The organism is Vibrio ishigakensis (genome assembly GCF_024347675.1).
GTDB lineage: Bacteria > Pseudomonadota > Gammaproteobacteria > Enterobacterales > Vibrionaceae > Vibrio > Vibrio ishigakensis.
Genome location: NZ_AP024881.1, coordinates 84,980 through 104,274 on the forward strand (window position 1 = coordinate 84,980; position 19,295 = coordinate 104,274).

A 19,295-nucleotide genomic window follows, 5' to 3' on the forward strand; every position below is an offset into this window, starting at 1 on the left:
CTTGTAACATTGAGTTACATTTCTGGTTAAATGTTGCGTTTCCGAGAACAGAGCTCACTCAGTTATAAATAAAAGCGGGATAACTTGGTTGATTTTTATACATAAATGTCAGCTATATCGGTATTGGGTTTTGTGGGGTTTGAGCGACAAGATCTCAGTCTATACAAGTGGTTGGCGTTGAATTTGCCATAGATTATGCGTATTCTGCGGCATCCCTTATCTTGAGCCAGACAAGCACAAGGGGGGATTCTGTCACCGAAATAGAGGGATTTATGGGGCAGTGATTTCTTAACCTAGTATCGCAGTTTGAGTTATGCCCAAGTTAAATCTACATCAGAACGAACATCCTTCTACCTTGCGTGACCACCTTGATGACGCAATTGATAATGAATTGTTACGTCCGCATTTCGAGAAGCCAAGCCGTAAGATCACCAAGAGCCCTTACCTAACGGATAAGAATGTCTCTAAGCGCTGGAAAGAGCTAAATCAGCCAGAGGTGCAGAGTCAACTTCTAGATTCTCATACCCAGTCGCAGATGGATGCATACAGCAAGAACATCGAACACTTTATCGGTACGGTGAAGGTGCCTGTAGGCGTTGCCGGACCGCTGCGTATTAATGGTTTATTCGCTAAAGACGATTTCTTAATCCCACTGGCTACCTCAGAGGCTGCGCTGGTGGCTTCTTATAACCGTGGCTCACAGCTTTTAACTGCTAGCGGCGGTGCATCTGCCATGCTGCTTAACGAGGGTGTGACTCGAACGCCGGTTTTTGCCTTTAACAGCTTGATCCTCGCGGGTCAGTTCGTTGCTTGGGCGGTAACTCAGTATTCGCATTTTAGAGAAGTCGCAGAATCTACAACCTCCCACGGTAAGCTGAAAGATATCAGCGTAAACATCGAGGGTAACCATGTTTACTTGGTGTTTGAATTTCTGACTGGCGATGCCTCGGGACAGAACATGGTGACTATCGCTACCAATGCCGTGTTTGAGTACATAATGCAAAACTCGCCGATAGAGCCTGAATATGCCTTCCTTGATGGCAACCTCTCTGGTGACAAAAAGGCCAATGCTCATACCCTGCGCGGTGTGCGTGGTAAGAAGGTGACTGCCGAAGCGCATATCCCAGCGGAACTGGTTGAGAAATACCTACACACTACCCCAGAGAAGATGATGCAGTTTGCTCAGATGAGCACAGTAGGTGGCACCCTAAGCGGCACTATCGGTATCAATGCACACTATGCGAATGCGCTAGCGGCTTTGTATATCGCTTGTGGTCAGGATGCGGCGTGCGTAGCGGAATCTGCGGTGGGTATGACTCGCCTTGAAGTAAGTAAAACTGGTGATCTGTACGCTAGCGTGACCCTGCCTAACCTTATGGTAGGTACAGTCGGTGGTGGTACTGGCCTTCCTAGCCAAAAAGCGTGTTTGGACCTCATGGGTCTGCATGGCGCGGGTAAGTCTCAGGCCTTGGCCGAAGTAGCCGCTTCTTTGTGTTTGGCGGGTGAGTTGTCTATTGTGGGTGCCTTCTGTGCTGGGCACTTTTCTCGTGCCCACCACAAACTTGCTCGCAAATAGTTAGCTCTTTCTTTTAAGCTGCTGGATCACTAGGCCGCTGACAATCAGCACTAGGCCAAATAGGGTGGAGACATGAATGGTCTCCCCCAAGATCTGCCACAGTAATACCAATGAGATAAACGGTGAGATAAAGATAAGGTTGCTTATTCTCGCCGTATTCTGAGTAGCCTTTAGCGCGCCCAACCAGAGCACAAAGGTAATCCCCATCTCAAATAGGCCAACATAGGTTACCGCAAGCCAACCCTTGCCTGAGATATCCCACGAACTTCCTTCCCAGATACACAGTGCTACGGCAAACGGCAGTGCAACTAAGAAGCCAAGCAGTACACCAATTACCGGATCTGCCTTGTTTTTGGTGTTCAATATCCAATATCCCGCCCATAGCAAGGTGGATAACAGAGCCAGACCAACCCCGAGTGGGCTTTCAAACTCCAATCCAAGAATATTGCCCTGAGTGGCGATTACCACAACCCCAAAGTAACCGAGCGCACAGGCTATCCAGTCCTGAACTCGAATCTTTTGCCCTAGGAAAACCGCCGCCATCAGGGTTAGAGTGATTGCCCAGCTGTAGTTGATTGGCTGCGCCTGAGAAGCTGGCAATAGATCATAGGCTTTAAACAGTATCAGGTAATAGGCGAGGGGATTAATCAAGCCTAACGCTAAGTAATACATAGGGTTAGAGGTGAAGGTGCTCATAATAGAGCTTGTCTTACCTTGGAAATGACACACCAAAAACAGTGCAATGGCCGATACTAGGCTGGCGATGGTCAGCATTTGAATAGGGGTGAATTCAGCCAAAGTCAGCTTAAAGGCTGTGGCTACCGTAGACCATAGTAGGACGGCGCTAAGTCCGAGGGTAAGGGCTTTACGTTCGTTCATGAAACTGGATGTTTGAAAAGAGTGAGCATCAGTCTAGCGACTTTTATGTGCTTCACCAACAGTATTTATGTCACAGTTATGCCCCTTTCAAACAGCTGTGATATAAGTCAGCAAAGACAATTCACAATGTATAAAGTAAACTGCAACATTCTTGATAGATACTAGGCCGCGCGCCGGGTCTGAAGATTAAGTTTAGAGATGTAACAATGGATATGAGCGGTAAAGAGCAAGGCAATCAAATCGATACTGAAACTACCCACTTTGGTTTCGAAACGGTAAAGAAAGAAGAAAAGGTGGCTAAGGTAGCAGAGGTATTCCACTCTGTTGCAGGTAAATACGATTTGATGAACGACCTGATGTCCGGTGGCATCCATCGTTTGTGGAAGCGCTTTACTATCGATTGCAGTGGCGCACGCCCTGGTCAGCGTATCCTAGACCTAGGTGGTGGTACTGGTGACCTTACCGCTAAGTTTTCTCGCATCGTCGGTGAAAAGGGTCACGTTATCCTTGCGGATATCAATAACTCTATGCTGAATGTGGGTCGCGATAAGCTTCGTGATATTGGCGTGGTTGGAAATGTTAACTACGTTCAGGCGAACGCTGAAGAACTGCCATTCCCAGACGATTATTTCGATTGCATCACTATCAGCTTCTGTCTGCGTAACGTAACCGACAAAGACAAGGCATTGCGCTCTATGTTCCGCGTGCTTAAGCCGGGCGGTCGTTTGTTGGTTCTGGAATTCTCAAAACCTATCCTAGATCCGCTATCTAAGATTTACGATAACTACTCTTTCCATATCTTGCCTAAAATGGGCGAGTTGATTGCGAATGATGGTGACAGCTATCGTTATCTTGCAGAGTCTATCCGTATGCACCCTGACCAAGACACCTTGGAAGGTATGATGCAAGAGGCAGGCTTTGAGAACACCAACTACTACAACCTGACCGGTGGCATTGTTGCTTTGCACCGTGGCTACAAATTCTAATTAGGGACGTTTAATGCCTTTTGATACCTTAGTGACAGCGGCTATCGAGACCTCATTCAATGCTCTGATTGCCCAGCAACCTGCCAGTCAAAAGCAGTTAGCGCGCCTAAAAGGACGCATCGTTCGCCTTAATCTTAAAGAGCTGAATAAGAGCCTAATCTTCGTCTGCAGTCAGCAGGTGGATGTACTGGCGGCCTTTGAGGGTGAAGCCGATTGTGAGTTAACCCTGAGCATTACGGCCCTAAGAGATCTTCAGCAGCAAGCCAATATTAACGAGCTGTTTAAGCAAGATAAGCTGTCGGTGGCGGGTGATATGCAGATAGGTCAGCAGTTTGCGACCCTGATCCAGCTGAGCAAACCAGACTTTGCCGAGATACTGTCTCAATACATCGGCGACGTGGCGGCTCATACGCTAGTTACTGGGCTGAAGAACGGCTTTGATTTTGCTAAGGGGCGTGCTGAACGTCACCGTACCCATATTGCGGGTGCTATTACTGAAGAGTGGAAGCTAGCACCGTCTCCATTGGCAGTGGCAGACTTTTGCGATCAAGTAGAAGAAGCTAACAAACAGCTTCGCCAACTAGATCAGCGCCTGACGCGCTTGGTGGAGCAAGCATGACCCCAACCGAGCTAAAACGCCTCTATTACATCACTAAAGTGCAACTGGAATACGGCCTCGATGAGCTGATTCCAGAGCACGAGCTAGCAAAGCTTCCAAAGCTGGCTAGAAAAGCGCTGTTTTGGATCAAGAACAAGCATCCCGAAAAGCCTTTGGGTGAGCGTATGCGCCTCGCCTTGCAGCAGCTTGGCCCAGTATGGATCAAGTTTGGACAGATGATGTCCACGCGCCGTGACCTTTTTCCTCCACATATCGCTGATCAGCTAGCTCTGCTGCAAGACAGAGTCGAACCCTTCGATGGTGCCCTAGCTAAACAGCAGATGGAAAAAGCCCTCGGTGGTCCGCTGGAAAACTGGTTTAACAACTTTGATATCGAGCCTTTAGCTTCGGCCTCGATTGCGCAAGTGCACACCGCAGAGCTAAAAGAGTCTGGTCGAGAGATAGTGCTCAAGGTGATCCGTCCGGATATCTATCCGGTTATCAATGCCGATATTAAGCTGATGTACCGCATGGCGCGTATCGTGTCCAAGATGGTGCCAGAAGCACGTCGTCTTAAGCCTATCGAGGTGGTTTCCGAGTATGAGAAAACCCTGCTCGATGAGCTGGATCTGCGCCGTGAAGCGGCTAATGCTATGCAACTGCGTCGCAACTTTGAGGGCAGTGAAGAGCTGTATGTTCCAGAAGTAATCAGCGACCTTAGCAGCAAGAACCTGATGGTCTCTGAGCGTATCTATGGCATTCAGGTATCCGATATCGAAGGCCTTGAGCGCAACGGCACTAACATGAAGCTACTGGCTGAGCGTGGAGTGACCGTTTTCTTTACTCAGGTGTTCCGCGATAGCTTCTTCCATGCGGATATGCACCCGGGCAACGTATTCGTTCAATACGATCATCCTGAGAACCCTCAGTGGATCGGCTTGGATTGCGGCATCGTTGGCACGCTAAATGCGGACGACAAGCGCTATCTGGCGGAGAACTTCCTCGCCTTCTTTAATCGCGACTATTACAAGGTTGCACAACTGCATGTAGATTCGGGCTGGGTACCGGCTGATACCAATGTGCAGGAGTTTGAATTTGCGATTCGCATGGTGTGTGAGCCTATTTTTGCTAAACCATTGTGTGAAATTTCATTTGGGCACGTACTTCTTAATCTTTTTAACACAGCAAGACGTTTTAATATGGAAGTGCAGCCACAGCTAGTATTGTTGCAAAAGACACTTCTCTACGTAGAAGGGTTAGGTAGACAGCTTTATCCACAGTTGGATCTATGGGCTACGGCTAAGCCATTCCTAGAAAAATGGATGGGTGAACAAGTAGGCCCTCAGGCGGTGATTAACTCGGTAAAAGAGCGTGCTCCGTTCTGGGCTGAGAAACTTCCTGAGTTACCTGAACTTTTGTACGATAATTTAAAGCATGGTAAGCAATTGACGCAGAAGGTGGATCACCTGTACCACGGGTACCGCCAAATAAAGCGTCAGCACGCAACAGGACAATTTTTGTTTGGAATAGGTGCGACATTTATCGTATGCTCGTCAATCCTATTCGTTAACAATAACTTGTTGATTTCAGCGGGAATTGGTGGCCTCGGAGCCTTAGCTTGGCTCATGAGTTGGTTCACTTACCGCAAATAATTTTTGAATACTCACAGTTAGGAAAGAATCATGGGTGGAATTAGTATTTGGCAACTGTTGATCATCGCAGTAATTGTGGTACTGCTTTTTGGTACCAAGAAACTTCGCGGTATCGGGGGCGATCTAGGTTCAGCAGTGAAAGGCTTCAAGAAAGCCATGTCAGATGAAGACGAGAAGAAAGACAAAGACGCAGACTTTGAGCAGAAAAACATTGCTCAGAAGAGCGAGTCTCAACCTGAATCTGAAAAGCAGAAAGAAAAAGAGCAGGCGTAACCCGTGTTTGACATCGGTTTTTGGGAGCTGATACTCATCTCAATATTGGGATTGGTGGTGTTAGGCCCAGAGCGTCTTCCGGTTGCTATCCGCAGTGTGATGCGGTTCGTGAACTCAGCAAAATCTATGGCCAACAATGTGAAAGAAGAGTTGGACCATGAGCTGAAGATTCAGGAGCTGCAAGAAAACCTTCGCAAGGCCGAGAAAATGGGCATGGAAGAGTTGGCACCGGATCTCAAGCAGTCGGTAGAAGAGTTGAAGCAAGCGGCGCAGAGTGTGCAACAGCCTTACAAGAAGGATGATGCTAGCAAAGGCTCTGAGTCGGTTAGCTCTCCCGCTGAGGCGCCTAAGGCCAAGAGTTCAGATACAGCTTCATAGCATTCGAGGGGCTCTACGCCCCTTTTTCGTAAATCGAGGTAGGTATGTCTTCGGTTGATTCCAACCAACCCTTGATCAGTCATTTAATCGAACTGCGCACGCGCCTATTGCGCTCCATCAGTGCGGTGTTGGTTATCTTTATTGGCCTGATCTATTTTTCAAATCACATCTATGAGTTCGTGTCGGCGCCTTTGATTGATAGGCTGCCTGAGGGCGCAACCATGATAGCGACAGATGTAGCGTCGCCGTTTTTCACCCCACTTAAGCTGACCCTGATCACCTCAGTGTTTATCGCTGTGCCTATGATCTTGTATCAGGTATGGGCATTCGTGGCGCCGGGTCTGTATAAGCATGAAAAGCGTCTAGTGATGCCGCTGATGTTTTCAAGCTCACTGCTGTTCTATCTCGGTGTAGCCTTTGCTTATTATGTGGTGTTCCCACTGGTGTTTGGCTTCTTTACCGCCATCTCGCTAGGTGGGGTAGAGTTTGCGACCGACATCTCCAGCTATCTGGACTTTGTACTGGCGCTGTTCTTGGCATTCGGTATCGCCTTTGAGGTGCCGGTAGCCATTATCTTGCTGTGCTGGACCGGAGCAACGGATGTACAGTCGCTAAAGGCAAAGCGTCCCTATATCGTAGTGGCGGCGTTTGTTATCGGTATGCTTCTAACGCCACCTGACATCATCTCGCAGACGCTACTGGCTATCCCTATGTGTTTGCTGTTTGAGGTAGGTCTGTTCTTTGCGCGCTTCTATACCAAGCCGGAAGAGAAAGAAGAAACCGAACAGGAATAACAAAAAATCCCCAGATGGGGATTTTTTTATATCTTAAACAAAGCCTTAGCATTGTTGTTGGTGATCTCTTCTATCTCTTGGATAGGGCGCTCGGTGAGATCAGAGATGCGTTTTGCAACTAGCTGCGTGTAGGCAGGTTCGTTACGCTTACCACGGTGCGGGACTGGCGCCAGATATGGGCAGTCTGTTTCTAGTATTACCTTGCTTAGGTCAAGATGAGGAACCACCTTATCCATACCGCCGTTTTTAAAGGTAGTAACGCCGCCTAGGCCAAGATGAAAGCCTAACGCATTGATTGCTTGAGCCTCTTCCACACTGCCACCGAAGCAGTGGAATACGCCAGATAGGCTACCATCTTGCTCTTTTTCTAGAAGGGCTAGCGTCTCTTGGATGGAGTCACGGGTATGAATCACCACAGGTAGATTCATCTCTTTGGCCCAACCTAGTTGAGTAATGAAGGCGTGCTCTTGCTCTGCGCGATAGGTTTTGTCCCAGTATAGGTCGATACCTATTTCACCTACTGCGATAAAGTTGTGTTTGTCGTACCAGGAGTGTATGGTTTCTAGGGTCTTGTCGACATCTTGGTCCACATAACATGGGTGTAAGCCCATCATTGAGCGGCAGATATCAGGAAACTGCGCTTCGGTTTCCAGCATAGGTTGTATGGAGTCGAGGTCGATATTCGGCAGTAAGATATGTTGAATGCCTTGTGCTAATGCTCGTTGAACAACCTCTTCACGGTCTTGATCAAACTCGCTTGCATATATATGGGCGTGGGTGTCTATCATGAATACAACTAGATTTTAAACTTGATAGTCCAAGTATATATCAGTTGCTATTGGATGTACTGGCTTGAGTACAGGGGCACCTTTATCTTGCTTGAGACTAAAACAATAAAACCCCAGCAAGCGTGTTACTTGTTGGGGTTTTGTCTAAAGTGACCCTAGGGCTTGTTGACCTAAGGGATTACGCCTGCTCAGTGGTCTTCGTCGGAGCAGGGTTGCGGATCAGGTGGTCAAAGGCACCTAGGCTTGCTTTTGCCCCTTCACCCATAGCGATGATGATCTGCTTGTATGGCACGGTTGTAACGTCACCTGCAGCAAACACACCCTTCATGCTTGTAGCTCCGTGAGCATCTACCACGATCTCGCCACGTGGTGACAGCTCTACCTGAGTCTCTTTTAACCATTCGCTATTTGGCATTAGACCGATTTGCACAAAGATACCTGATAGCTCAATCTGTTTTAGCTCGTCTGTGTTGCGGTCTTTGTACTCTAGGCCTGTTACACGATTGCCGTCACCTAGCACTTGGGTGGTTTGTGCCATCTTGATGATCTCAATGTTTGGTGTTGAATTGGCCTTGTCGATAAGCACCTGATCGGCACGAAGGGTATCAGCAAACTCCAGAACCGTAACATGCTCAACGATGCCAGAAAGGTCGATAGCAGCTTCAATACCTGAGTTACCACCACCGATAACCGCAGTCTTCTTGCCTTTAAACAGTGGGCCATCACAGTGTGGGCAGTAAGCCACGCCTTTGTTGCGATACTCTTGCTCACCCGGTACGTTCATTTCTCTCCAACGTGCACCCGTGCTAGTAATCACAGTGCGAGCACGCAGTGTTGCGCCACTTTCTAGCTTCACATGGATGTAACCGTCATCGGTATTTTCAGCATCTATGATGTTAGCGGCGCGCTGTTCGGTGATGACCTCGACACCATACTCTTTAACGTGTTCTTCAAGGCTAGCGACAAGCTTTGGACCTGTAGTGGCTTTTACTGAGATGAAGTTTTCGATAGCCATAGTGTCCATTACCTGTCCGCCGAAGCGCTCAGCCACTACACCGGTGCGAATACCTTTACGCGCAGCATAGATGGCTGCTGACGAACCTGCTGGGCCTCCGCCCACAACCAGTACGTCGAAAGGTGCTTGCTGACTAAGGCTAGCTGCTTTCTTCTCTGCTGCGCCTGAATCTACCTTATTTAGGATCTCTGCCAGAGACATGCGGCCTTGACCAAATAACTCACCGTTCACAAATACACTAGGTACCGCCATAATGTCGCGAGATTTCACCTCGTCTTGGAAGGCTGCGCCGTCGATCATAGTGGTGCGGATCAGAGGATTGATAGCTGACATCATGTTGAAGGCTTGAACCACCTCTGGGCAGTTCTGGCATGATAGAGAGATAAAGATCTCAACCTCTAGCGGCTGTTGAAGTTCTTTTATCTGTTGGATAGTTTCAGCATCTAGCTTGATTGGGTGACCACCACTGTGGAGCAGTGCCAACACTAGCGAGGTAAATTCGTGCCCCATAGGCAGGCCGGCAAAACCGATAGCGGTTTGTTTTTCCTGATTAACCACCTGCATGATAGGTTTACGCGAGCTAGCCTTGTCGTCTAGAACGACGTCGATTTTATCGGTAAGTGATGCAATATCATTGGCTAGCGCTTGCAGCTTGGTTGCGGTCTCGCTGCTATCTAAACTTAGCACCAGCTGAACATTTGTTTTTAGATTCTCAAGGTATGCTTTTAGTTGTTGCTTCATTGCTTGGTCTAGCATGGTCGGCCCTATTTCTTTTTTAATTTATGATTCGGTGCGCTTTGTTGCGCTGATGGGGTTATATTGCCGTGAATCTCTTGATAGATAAAATCGAACGTTTCTATTAAATTGGTAGGCAAAATCTATTAATTGAATAAAAAAAAGCCACCCGTTTGGTAGGTGGCTTTGACTTAAAATGGTACACCAATCCCCCTAGGAGCGAGGGCAAGGTGTACCCACGGATTTGTTTAGATCTTGCCTACTAGGTCAAGAGAAGGAGCTAGAGTTTCTTCGCCTTCTTTCCATTTTGCTGGGCAAACTTCGCCTGGGTTAGCTGCAACATACTGAGCTGCTTTTACCTTACGCATCAGGTCTTCAGCATCACGACCAATACCTTCAGCAGTGATTTCCATTGCTTGGATAACGCCTTCTGGATCGATTAGGAATGTAGCGCGGTCTGCAAGACCTTGGCCTTCACGCATAACACCGAAGTTGTTGGTGATAGTCCCAGTTTGGTCACCTAGCATGTAGTAGTTGATCTTGCCGATAGTATCTGAGCTGTCGTGCCATGCTTTGTGAGTGAAGTGTGTGTCAGTAGATACTGAGTAAACCTCAACGCCACGGCTTTGTAGCTCTTCGTAGTGATCCGCTAGGTCACCTAGCTCAGTTGGACATACGAAAGTGAAGTCTGCTGGGTAAAAGAAGAATACAGCCCATTTGCCTTTAACGTCTTGTTCAGTGATTTCTACAAAATCACCGTTTTTGAATGCAGTGGCTTTAAATGGTTTGATTTCCGTATTGATCATAAGTTAATTCTCTCTATTTGATTGTTTGTTAGCGTCCGTTGCGCTGATGGGTTTATATTGCCCTCGGAGCGTGCATTGATAAATTCAATAGTTTCTATTGATTTAGTAGGCAAAACCTATCAAATAGGGATGAGGTGCCTGTTTTGATAGTTAAATGGCTTAATTTAACCCGCTAAGCGGTTCTAATTTTTTGTATACGACACAATTAACTACCTCTGTAAGTGGTATGATTTACCCCAGTATTAGATAGACAAGGAATGTGTTGTGTCCGCACTTATTCAAAGTTCTTTTCCATTGCGCCGTATGCGCCGTATGCGTAAGCATGACTTTAGTCGCCGTCTGATGGCTGAAAACAAGATCTCTGCCGATGACCTTATCTACCCAATGTTTATCCTTATGGGTAAAAATCGCCGTGAAGCGGTGGAATCTATGCCGGGTATCGAGCGTCTTTCTATCGACCTGATGCTTGAAGAGGCGGAATATCTTGCTAGCTTAGGGGTTCCGGCTATTGCTCTGTTCCCTGTGGTAAACCAAGATGCGAAGAGCCTTTGTGCAGCCGAGGCTCACAATCCAGAAGGCTTGGTTCAGCGCGCGGTGCGTCTTCTAAAAGAACACGTGCCTCAGATAGGTGTTATCACAGACGTTGCTCTTGATCCTTTCACTACTCATGGTCAAGACGGCATTATCGATGAAGATGGTTATGTACTGAATGACGAAACCACAGCTGTACTAGTCAAGCAGGCTCTTTCTCACGCTGAAGCAGGCGCCGATGTGGTTGCTCCTTCCGATATGATGGATGGTCGTATCGGTAAGATACGTGAAGCACTAGAGAGAGCGGGTTATGTGAATACGCAGATCATGGCTTATTCGGCTAAGTATGCGTCTAACTATTATGGCCCATTCCGAGATGCGGTCGGCTCTGCGGGTAACCTTAAGGGCGCAGACAAGAAAAACTACCAGATGGACCCAGCCAACAGTGATGAAGCTCTGCATGAAGTCGCTCTAGACATTGCTGAGGGCGCTGACATGGTTATGGTGAAGCCAGGTATGCCGTATCTTGATGTTGTTCGTCGCGTGAAGGCAGAACTTCAGGTTCCGACTTTCGCTTATCAGGTGTCTGGTGAGTACGCGATGCACAAAGCGGCTATCCAAAATGGTTGGCTAAAAGAGCGCGAAACCGTACTTGAATCCCTGCTGTGCTTTAAGCGTGCCGGTGCCGATGGCATCCTGACCTATTTTGCGAAAGACGTCGCAGAGTGGTTAGCAGAAAAGAAATAAGTAAAACTCAATTTTGAGCCCCCATTTTTGGGGGTTCTTTCTCATTTGGGATATAAAAGCCGTTTGCTTACCCAAACCACTTTCACAACGACTATATTTTCCTAGCTGTATCTGAATGCGAACAAGGCTTTCGTTGCGCAACAAAATCTTTTTCCACATACGGCGATCGATCAAGGATCTAATGTGCGATCGGTTGATCTTATTTAACTTATTGTTTTTAAATTAATTTTTGTCTTTTGTTTAGAGTTTATCTACAACGTTTTTTATTCATACAAGAATTTGCACACAAAGTTATCCACAGGCCAAGGCTGTTGAGAACAACTTTTTGACCTTGCTTTAAAAGGGCTAGCGTAGATAAGCAATATTACTCATGGCATCCTATACCTAAGTGATCTATTAGGACTAAACATTACATGGCCACTGTTCCTGAAAATCCGTTGATTCTTATCGACGGCTCCTCTTATCTGTATCGAGCATTTCATGCTTTCCCTGGCACCATGAGTAATGGTGAACACCCAACCAACGCCGTTTACGGTGTAGCGAATATGCTTAGAAGCATGATGCGCCAATTCTCTAGCGAGCGTATCGCGGTTATCTTTGATGCTAAGGGTAAGACCTTCAGGGACGATATGTACCCTGAGTACAAGGCGAATCGCCCACCTATGCCAGATGATCTGCGCAGTCAGATTGAACCTCTGCACAATCTTATTCGCGCTATGGGCTTGCCACTTATCTCAATTCCTGGGGTAGAGGCAGATGATGTTATCGGCACATTAGCTGCTGCGGCATCCAAAAAGGGCATGCCTGTTCTGATCAGCACCGGTGATAAAGATATGGCTCAGCTGGTGGATGAGAACGTTACCCTTATCAATACCATGACCAATGTGGTTATGGGCCGTGAGGGCGTGGTAGAGAAGTTCGGTATTCCGCCAGAGCTTATCATCGATTATCTGGCGCTTATGGGCGACAAAGTGGATAACATTCCTGGTGTACCGGGTGTGGGTGACAAGACGGCAACTGCACTGTTGCAAGGTATCGGTGGTCTAGATGCGCTGTATGACAACCTAGATGATATTGCACCTCTTGGCTTCCGCGGTTCTAAGACCATGGCTAAGAAACTTACCGAGCACAAAGACGCGGCATATCTTTCTTATAAGCTAGCGACTATCAAGCTCGATGTTGAGCTTGAGGTTACCCTTGAAGAGCTGGTAAAAGCTCAGCCAGATAAAGACCAGCTTATCAGCCTGTATGGCCAGCTTGCGTTCAAGTCTTGGCTTAACGAACTGCTTGAGGGTGGCACCGGTGAAATCAAAGCCGATGAGAAATCAGGCCGAATTGCTTCTTCTTCACCTGCTGCAACGGCGGCGCAAGCCGCTGCGGTTAAGATTGACCGTAGCAAGTATGAAACCATCCTAGAGAAGGCTCAGTTTGAGGCTTGGCTTGAGAAACTCGCCAAGGCAGACGTGTTTGCTATCGATACTGAGACCGACAGCCTAGATTACATGGTAGCTAACCTAGTGGGTGTTTCTTTTGCTACTGCTGAGGGTGAGGCTGCCTATGTTCCAGTGGCGCACGATTATCTGGATGCTCCAGAGCAACTAGACCGCGACTATGTGGTTGAGCAGCTCAAGCCCCTTTTAGAAGATGAGAACCAAGCCAAGGTGGGTCAGAACCTGAAGTATGATGCTTCGGTATTATCTCGCTATGGTATTGAAATGCGCGGTATCGCCTTTGATACCATGTTAGCTTCTTATGTTTACAACAGCGTTGGCGGCAAGCATGACATGGACAGCTTGGCACTACGCTTCCTACAGCATCCATGCATCTCGTTCGAACAGATTGCAGGTAAAGGTAAAAAACAGCTGACCTTCAACCAGATCGATCTAGAGCAGGCTTCTCCTTATGCGGCGGAAGACGCAGATGTCACCCTAAGACTGCACAATCATATCAATGCTTTGCTTGAGGCGGATGAAAAGCTCAACCGCGTCTACAAAGAGATCGAGATGCCATTGGTGCCTGTACTATCTCGCATCGAGCGTACTGGTGTATTTATCGATGACATGTTGCTATCAGCGCAATCTCAAGAGATTGCTCAGCGTTTGGATGAGCTAGAAGCCAAAGCATATGAGTTGGCAGGTAAAGAGTTCAACCTAAGCTCGCCAAAACAGCTACAGGCCATCTTGTTTGATGAGATGAAGCTTCCGGTTATCAAGAAGACCCCATCGGGTGCACCTTCGACCAATGAAGAAGTGCTACAAGAGCTAGCGCTAGACTATCCTCTGCCCAAGCTGATCCTTGAGTATCGTGGTCTGGCGAAGCTGAAGTCTACCTATACAGATAAGCTACCTAAGATGATCAACCCGACCACAGGTCGAGTGCACACCTCATATCATCAGGGGGTGACGGCGACAGGTCGTTTGTCATCTACCGATCCAAACCTGCAAAACATCCCGATCCGCAATGAAGAGGGGCGTCGCATTCGTCAGGCTTTTGTTGCGCCACACGGCTGGAAAATTCTAGCAGTGGACTACTCTCAGATTGAATTGCGCATCATGGCGCATCTGAGTGGTGACCAAGCATTGCTGGATGCTTTCCGTGAGGGTAAAGATATCCACGCTGCGACTGCAGCAGAGATCATCGGTGTTGATATCGATAGCGTTTCTAGCGAGCAACGTCGCCGTGCTAAGGCGGTTAACTTCGGTCTTATTTACGGCATGAGTGCGTTTGGCTTGGCAAAACAGCTGGGTATTCCTCGCGGTGAGGCACAGCACTATATGGATACCTACTTCGAGCGCTATCCTGGTGTGATGCAATATATGGAAGATACCCGCTCTCAAGCGAGCGAGCAGGGGTACGTGGAAACCCTATATGGTCGCCGCCTGCATCTTCCAGAGATTAAATCTCGTAACGGAATGCGTCGAAAAGCGGCTGAGCGCGCGGCAATCAATGCACCAATGCAGGGCACGGCAGCAGACATTATTAAGAAGGCAATGTTGCTGGTTGATGAGTGGATCGAAGCACAAACCGGTGAGCCAAAAGTACGTATGTTGATGCAGGTACACGATGAATTGGTGTTTGAAGTTCGTGAAGATGCCTTACAGGATGTTGAAAGTAACATACAGAAATTGATGGAATCGGCTGCCGAACTGGATGTTCCACTGGTTGCGGATGCAGGTCATGGTGACAACTGGGATCAAGCCCACTAGTCTAGTTTTTCATCATATTTCGCCTAAACAGAGAGCCAACTCACAGAGTTGGCTCTTTTTTTGTGCAGTTGCACCAGTTTGGTGAATCGATTGGCGTACGTTGTAAAACTCAATCTGATTGAAAAAAAACTACAAAAAGTGTTTGCAAATGGTCTCAGATCGGGTAAATTTAATCGCGTAGGGTACAGAGGTAAGATGTTCCATCTTTCAGACCTTTTGTTTCACGTTATTTGAATTTTACTAAATTCACACGCCTCAGCCGTTTATTTGGCTGAGGCGTTTTTTATTGTGCTAAAGAAAGTTTTAGCCACTGCTCTGGTTGGCTTTACTAAGGTTATTATCCGCAGCTTAATAGCTCCAAAGCCAGTTTTCTAAATAAGATAATTACTAAGGTGCTGTTTTTTACACCGTAGCAATTAGAGCCTAATTGATGCTTCTACCAGCCGACTTAGCGTCTAAGGCTAGGTATGAAAGTTACAAACAAAAAACGCGACCCTAGGGTCGCGTTTTGTCTATCTATATAGGCAAGATGATTACTCTTGCTCATCTCCAGCTTCTTCATCTATCTCTGCCATTTCAAATGCAGGAGCAAACCAGGTATCTAGCTTGGCACGAAGTTGGTCAACACCGATGCCTTTTAGAGAAGAGAAAACATCTACCTGAACATCACCACCAAAACCCAGTGACGATTCACGGATCTTAAGTAGGGTCGCTTTACGTGCGCCACTCTTCAGTTTATCTGCTTTAGTCAGTAGCACCTGAACTGGGATGCCTGAATCTACTGCCCAGTAGATCATCTGTTGGTCGAGGTCTTTCATCGGATGGCGGATATCCATCAGAACCACTAGGCCTTTTAGACACTCACGCTTTTGTAGATACTCACCTAGGCTCTTTTGCCACTTCTTTTTCATTTCCAGTGGAACTTGAGCAAAGCCGTATCCTGGCAAATCCACTATATGACAGTTTTCATCCACCTTAAAAAGGTTAATTAATTGTGTACGACCAGGGGTTTTACTGGTCTTAGCTAGGCTTCTTTGGTTGGTGAGGCGGTTTAGAGCACTCGACTTGCCCGCATTTGAGCGGCCAGCAAACGCGATTTCAATGCCTTCGTCCGCTGGCATATGGCGGATATCTGGCGCACTGGTTATAAAATGCGTGTTTTGATAATGAATTTTTGCGCTCACTGTTAACTCCATCGCGACTTTGTGTAGTCGGTTGATTACTTTTTTGTGAAATTGTGTAAAATGACCGTGCTCGGCATCAGTTCGCCTATTCTAACACGACAAAAGGCGGCACCTAGGGCTAGTTGCCCATTTCAGGTACTTTTTTCAAACCCGATAATAAATAACTCTGAGCAAATTGTAGTTTCGGAAGCTCAAACAAGTAATGGAATGTCATGAAAAAATTAGCGCTAATCTTCTCTGTTTTGGTCAGTTGTTCGGCTATGGCGAGCGGCAATATCGAAGCGGGTAAAGCAAAATCAGAAACGTGTGCTGCCTGTCACGGTGTTGATGGTAACAGCATGATCACCACCTATCCTAAGCTGGCTGGTCAACACGCCAAGTACCTTGAGAAACAGCTTAAAGACCTTAAGCTAGGTGCAACCAGTGGCGGTAAGCAAGGTCGTTGGGACCCTGCGATGAGTGCAATGGCTCTACCTCTAAGCGAAGAGGATATGGCGGATATCTCTGCTTACTATGCCTCTCTTCCTATCTCAGAGAATACGACTCCTGAGAACGTTGTTGAGCAGGGCCGCGAGCTTTATCTAGCTGGCGACGCTGAGCGTGGCATTACAGCTTGTGTGGCTTGTCATGGTCCGCGTGGTAATGGTACTAGCCTGTCGGGCTTCCCTAAGATCTCAGGTCAGCATGCTGATTATATTAAGGCTTCACTACAGAAGTTTGCCTCTGCAGAGCGTAACAATGACCTGAATGGTATGATGCACGACATTGCGAAGAAGCTGACTGAAGAAGAGATGGACGTTCTATCTAAGTACGTTGGCGGCCTTCACTAGTAGAGCCAATCGAATGACCAAGCCTCGAGTTTTCTCGGGGCTTTTTTGTGTCTTTTATCCTCCAAAGCGTTGAGAGATTGGCTATCTAGCCTACAAATTTGCATTTGTATTATTACTTAAATAACTGAAAATTATGGTTTTTATTACCAATTGATAAAACTGTGATCTGGATGGTTTGTAACCGGATTGCATATTTTTACAGCAGGAGTAGAGTAGGCGGTGTCGAAAGGAAGCGATGGCACTAAAGGCTTGGTGTCTTCATCAGGACGATTTAGGGAGTGGCTTCGCAAAGCGCGAATCGTGGGAAAACATCGGATGGTTTGATTTCTCAGGTCGAGAACCCAGATAGGAATGGCAAAGGAACCGCCACCGCAAACGGAAAATTGCTAGGGACTGTAAAACTCATTAGGAAGATGAAAAACAAAAAATTCTGGCAAGGAAAGCGCTAAAAACAAAAGGAATTTTGAGAGCGATAGGGCAACCTATCGCTTTTTTATTTTCTGGAATTGCGGAATTTTTCTACACTCTTTCCTCATATTTTGGTAAGTTGCGCCTCTTATTGATTTCAGGCGTCTCGAATGTACATTTGTCCCCTTTGTAAAGGTACAGACAACCAGTTCTACCACGAGGATAAACGCAGGCAGTATCTACAGTGTCAAAGCTGTCAGTTGGTGTTTGTAGACCCGAGTCAGAGGTTGACCCCAGAGCAAGAAAAAGCCATCTATGACCAGCATGAAAATGACCCAGGTGATCAGGGTTATCGACGTTTTCTGTCGCGCATTGCTGAGCCAATGGATGAGCGTTTGGGTAGCAATCAGCAAGGGTTAGACTTCGGCTGTGGTCCGGGGCCAGCACTGGCACAAATGATGCGAGAGCGCGGGCATAACGTAGACCTGTATGATCTCTATTACTACCCTCACTCAGAGGTACTGCAAAAGCAGTATGACTTTGTAATGGCGACTGAGGTAATAGAGCATTTGTATCAGCCAGACGAGGTGTGGCAGCAGTGGCTCAGCCTATTGAAGCTGGGGGCTTATTTGGGACTGATGACCAAGCTCGTAAAAGATGTAGAAGCCTTTTCAACCTGGCACTACAAAAATGACCAGACACACGTACTATTCTTTAGCCGAGCCACATTTGAATATCTGGCTGAGCGAGATAGCCTAGATCTAGAATTTATCGGAAACGACGTAATTTTATTGAGGAAGTCGAAGCATGAGTCGACGTAAAAAATCGAGAAAGCCAGGCTCTACTGGCGATATGGACCTAATTGTAACGCGCAACCGTTCTCAAGCGGATGTTGAAGGACGCCTGCGTAAGAAAGAGAAGAAGCGTAAGGGACTGAAAACGGGTAGCCGTCATTCTGAGGGTAGCGATAACCGTGATATCACGGGCAAGGTAGCAAAAGACCCACGTATCGGTTCTAAGAAGAAGATTCCACTTATCGTTGAGAAGAAGCCTAAGGCGACACCGGCTCAACGTAAGCTAAACGCTCAGCAAGAGCTTGAAGCTCTAGAGAACGATGCACAACTAAATGTGTTGCTAGACCGTATTGAAAACGGTGAGTCTCTGGGTTCTGGCCTGCAATCTTATGTGGATCAGAAGCTGGATCGCATCGAGGCTCTAATGAAGAAGCTTGGTCTTCTAGATGAAGAGCCAGAGGTTGAATCTGAGCCACAACCAAAACAAAAACCAGCAGCAGCGAAGTCGGAAGCTGACCTGCTATCTGAATTTGAAGACCTAGATTTGAGTGACTTTAAGGGTTAATAACGGATGAACACCTTAGTGCTGGCGGCCATTGGCGGGATTATTATCTTGGGCTTGGGAGGCTATGCCGCTCACCTATTGCTGAAGCTGCGTAAACAGAATCAGCTGGTAGAGCAACATAAGGCTCTCGCTATCGAAAAGCGCAATGCCAAGATCTTTGAGAGCGTGGATACCCTGTGCCTTGCGGGCATCCAGGGTCAGTGCGACCTATCAGAGATCAGCATTCGTCTTTGCAACATCTTGGATTATGTTCAGGGTGAGCAGCGTATCGATGTAGCAAAAACCTACCCAGCACTGCATGAGTTATTCGAGGTGGTTAAGGACATGGCGCGCGGCGAAGACCGCCAAGAGTTGGCGAAGCAAGAGCGTATGCGCCAAAACCTTGCCCGCCATAAGGCAGAGAGTCGCCTAACCGACACCATCATCACTGAGCTTGAAGACCTTAGGTCTCGTGTTGCTCCCCTAAACAATCAAATCTCCATTCAAATGCAGTAATGCACTCTTGATGGCGTGATCTCCTTAACAGTTACGGCTTACATTTTGAGCTCAT

At 47.3% G+C, this 19,295-nt stretch carries 18 protein-coding genes; 13 read left to right on the plus strand and 5 right to left on the minus strand.

Annotated elements, in window-relative coordinates:
• Nucleotides 1-313: 313 nt before the first annotated feature.
• Entirely contained in the window at nt 314-1,576 is a 1,263-nt protein-coding gene (locus Pcarn_RS00420) for a hydroxymethylglutaryl-CoA reductase (protein WP_261834453.1), read from the plus strand.
• Here the strand turns inward: Pcarn_RS00420 and Pcarn_RS00425 are convergent, their stop codons facing one another.
• Nucleotides 1,577-2,455, minus strand: a complete 879-nt coding sequence (locus Pcarn_RS00425) for a DMT family transporter (RefSeq protein WP_261834454.1) — start codon at nt 2,453-2,455, stop codon at nt 1,577-1,579.
• A 212-nt stretch (nt 2,456-2,667) separates the two neighbouring features.
• Between Pcarn_RS00425 and ubiE the strand changes: the two genes are divergently transcribed.
• The 6 genes from ubiE to tatC are packed head-to-tail and all read left to right on the plus strand — an operon-like array spanning nt 2,668 to nt 7,136.
• Nucleotides 2,668-3,441, plus strand: coding sequence for a bifunctional demethylmenaquinone methyltransferase/2-methoxy-6-polyprenyl-1,4-benzoquinol methylase UbiE (gene ubiE / locus Pcarn_RS00430; protein ID WP_261835619.1), 774 nt, complete (start codon nt 2,668-2,670; stop codon nt 3,439-3,441).
• A 13-nt stretch (nt 3,442-3,454) separates the two neighbouring features.
• Nucleotides 3,455-4,060 (plus strand): ubiquinone biosynthesis accessory factor UbiJ, encoded by a 606-nt coding sequence (locus tag Pcarn_RS00435; RefSeq protein ID WP_261834455.1) that lies wholly within the window; start codon nt 3,455-3,457, stop codon nt 4,058-4,060.
• Entirely contained in the window at nt 4,057-5,691 is a 1,635-nt protein-coding gene (gene ubiB, locus Pcarn_RS00440; protein WP_261834456.1) for a ubiquinone biosynthesis regulatory protein kinase UbiB, read from the plus strand. The genes Pcarn_RS00435 and ubiB overlap by 4 nt, the downstream gene beginning before the upstream one ends.
• 30 nt (nt 5,692-5,721) lie before the next feature.
• Nucleotides 5,722-5,964: a Sec-independent protein translocase subunit TatA gene (tatA, locus tag Pcarn_RS00445; protein ID WP_261834457.1), complete on the plus strand. Its 243-nt coding sequence runs from the start codon at nt 5,722-5,724 to the stop codon at nt 5,962-5,964.
• Nucleotides 5,965-5,967: 3 nt separating this feature from the next.
• Nucleotides 5,968-6,342, plus strand: a complete 375-nt coding sequence (gene tatB, locus Pcarn_RS00450) for a Sec-independent protein translocase protein TatB (RefSeq protein WP_261834458.1) — start codon at nt 5,968-5,970, stop codon at nt 6,340-6,342.
• 44 nt (nt 6,343-6,386) lie between these two features.
• Nucleotides 6,387-7,136 (plus strand): twin-arginine translocase subunit TatC, encoded by a 750-nt coding sequence (gene tatC, locus Pcarn_RS00455; RefSeq protein ID WP_261834459.1) that lies wholly within the window; start codon nt 6,387-6,389, stop codon nt 7,134-7,136.
• 26 nt (nt 7,137-7,162) lie between these two features.
• Here the strand turns inward: tatC and Pcarn_RS00460 are convergent, their stop codons facing one another.
• The 3 genes from Pcarn_RS00460 to ahpC form a co-directional block, all read right to left on the minus strand.
• Complete coding sequence (locus tag Pcarn_RS00460) at nt 7,163-7,924, minus strand: TatD family hydrolase (RefSeq protein ID WP_261834460.1); 762 nt, start codon at nt 7,922-7,924, stop codon at nt 7,163-7,165.
• A 178-nt stretch (nt 7,925-8,102) separates the two neighbouring features.
• The gene (ahpF, locus tag Pcarn_RS00465) at nt 8,103-9,695 is read right to left on the minus strand and encodes an alkyl hydroperoxide reductase subunit F (RefSeq protein WP_261834461.1); all 1,593 of its coding nucleotides are present in this window, start codon (nt 9,693-9,695) and stop codon (nt 8,103-8,105) included.
• 227 nt (nt 9,696-9,922) lie between these two features.
• On the minus strand, nt 9,923-10,480 hold the full coding sequence (gene ahpC, locus Pcarn_RS00470) for an alkyl hydroperoxide reductase subunit C (RefSeq protein WP_261834462.1): 558 nt from the start codon (nt 10,478-10,480) through the stop codon (nt 9,923-9,925).
• A 264-nt stretch (nt 10,481-10,744) separates the two neighbouring features.
• On the opposite strand from ahpC, the gene hemB reads away from it, so the two are divergent.
• Both hemB and polA read left to right on the plus strand, forming a co-directional pair.
• Complete coding sequence (gene hemB, locus Pcarn_RS00475; RefSeq protein ID WP_261834463.1) at nt 10,745-11,758, plus strand: porphobilinogen synthase; 1,014 nt, start codon at nt 10,745-10,747, stop codon at nt 11,756-11,758.
• Between the two features lie 413 nt (nt 11,759-12,171).
• Nucleotides 12,172-14,964, plus strand: coding sequence for a DNA polymerase I (polA, locus tag Pcarn_RS00480; protein ID WP_261834464.1), 2,793 nt, complete (start codon nt 12,172-12,174; stop codon nt 14,962-14,964).
• A gap of 533 nt (nt 14,965-15,497) precedes the next feature.
• Here polA and yihA read toward each other — a convergent pair.
• Nucleotides 15,498-16,160, minus strand: a complete 663-nt coding sequence (gene yihA / locus Pcarn_RS00485) for a ribosome biogenesis GTP-binding protein YihA/YsxC (RefSeq protein WP_261834465.1) — start codon at nt 16,158-16,160, stop codon at nt 15,498-15,500.
• A gap of 200 nt (nt 16,161-16,360) precedes the next feature.
• Here yihA and Pcarn_RS00490 point away from each other — a divergent pair, with 200 nt between their 5' ends.
• The 4 genes from Pcarn_RS00490 to Pcarn_RS00505 all read left to right on the plus strand — a co-directional run bounded on the left by Pcarn_RS00490 (nt 16,361) and on the right by Pcarn_RS00505 (nt 19,240).
• Nucleotides 16,361-16,978 carry a c-type cytochrome gene (locus Pcarn_RS00490; protein ID WP_261834466.1) on the plus strand — a complete coding sequence of 206 codons (618 nt, stop codon included), beginning with the start codon at nt 16,361-16,363 and terminating at the stop codon, nt 16,976-16,978.
• Nucleotides 16,979-17,556: 578 nt separating this feature from the next.
• A complete protein-coding gene (locus tag Pcarn_RS00495; protein ID WP_261834467.1) occupies nt 17,557-18,207 on the plus strand; it encodes a class I SAM-dependent methyltransferase in 651 nt (216 codons plus the stop codon).
• Nucleotides 18,194-18,745, plus strand: coding sequence for a Der GTPase-activating protein YihI (gene yihI / locus Pcarn_RS00500; RefSeq protein WP_261834468.1), 552 nt, complete (start codon nt 18,194-18,196; stop codon nt 18,743-18,745). Before Pcarn_RS00495 ends, yihI begins: the two co-directional genes overlap by 14 nt.
• Before the next feature lie 6 nt (nt 18,746-18,751).
• Nucleotides 18,752-19,240: a DUF2489 domain-containing protein gene (locus Pcarn_RS00505; protein WP_261834469.1), complete on the plus strand. Its 489-nt coding sequence runs from the start codon at nt 18,752-18,754 to the stop codon at nt 19,238-19,240.
• The last annotated feature ends 55 nt before the right edge of the window (nt 19,241-19,295 follow it).

Coding starts and splice junctions, on each gene's coding strand:
- Pcarn_RS00420 (WP_261834453.1), top strand. CDS start 314: ATGCCCAAGTTAAATCTACATCAGAACGAACATCCTTCTACCTTGCGT.
- Pcarn_RS00425 (WP_261834454.1), bottom strand. CDS start 2,455: ATGAACGAACGTAAAGCCCTTACCCTCGGACTTAGCGCCGTCCTACTA.
- ubiE (WP_261835619.1), top strand. CDS start 2,668: ATGAGCGGTAAAGAGCAAGGCAATCAAATCGATACTGAAACTACCCAC.
- Pcarn_RS00435 (WP_261834455.1), top strand. CDS start 3,455: ATGCCTTTTGATACCTTAGTGACAGCGGCTATCGAGACCTCATTCAAT.
- ubiB (WP_261834456.1), top strand. CDS start 4,057: ATGACCCCAACCGAGCTAAAACGCCTCTATTACATCACTAAAGTGCAA.
- tatA (WP_261834457.1), top strand. CDS start 5,722: ATGGGTGGAATTAGTATTTGGCAACTGTTGATCATCGCAGTAATTGTG.
- tatC (WP_261834459.1), top strand. CDS start 6,387: ATGTCTTCGGTTGATTCCAACCAACCCTTGATCAGTCATTTAATCGAA.
- Pcarn_RS00460 (WP_261834460.1), bottom strand. CDS start 7,924: ATGATAGACACCCACGCCCATATATATGCAAGCGAGTTTGATCAAGAC.
- ahpF (WP_261834461.1), bottom strand. CDS start 9,695: ATGCTAGACCAAGCAATGAAGCAACAACTAAAAGCATACCTTGAGAAT.
- ahpC (WP_261834462.1), bottom strand. CDS start 10,480: ATGATCAATACGGAAATCAAACCATTTAAAGCCACTGCATTCAAAAAC.
- polA (WP_261834464.1), top strand. CDS start 12,172: ATGGCCACTGTTCCTGAAAATCCGTTGATTCTTATCGACGGCTCCTCT.
- yihA (WP_261834465.1), bottom strand. CDS start 16,160: ATGGAGTTAACAGTGAGCGCAAAAATTCATTATCAAAACACGCATTTT.
- Pcarn_RS00490 (WP_261834466.1), top strand. CDS start 16,361: ATGAAAAAATTAGCGCTAATCTTCTCTGTTTTGGTCAGTTGTTCGGCT.
- Pcarn_RS00495 (WP_261834467.1), top strand. CDS start 17,557: ATGTACATTTGTCCCCTTTGTAAAGGTACAGACAACCAGTTCTACCAC.
- yihI (WP_261834468.1), top strand. CDS start 18,194: ATGAGTCGACGTAAAAAATCGAGAAAGCCAGGCTCTACTGGCGATATG.
- Pcarn_RS00505 (WP_261834469.1), top strand. CDS start 18,752: ATGAACACCTTAGTGCTGGCGGCCATTGGCGGGATTATTATCTTGGGC.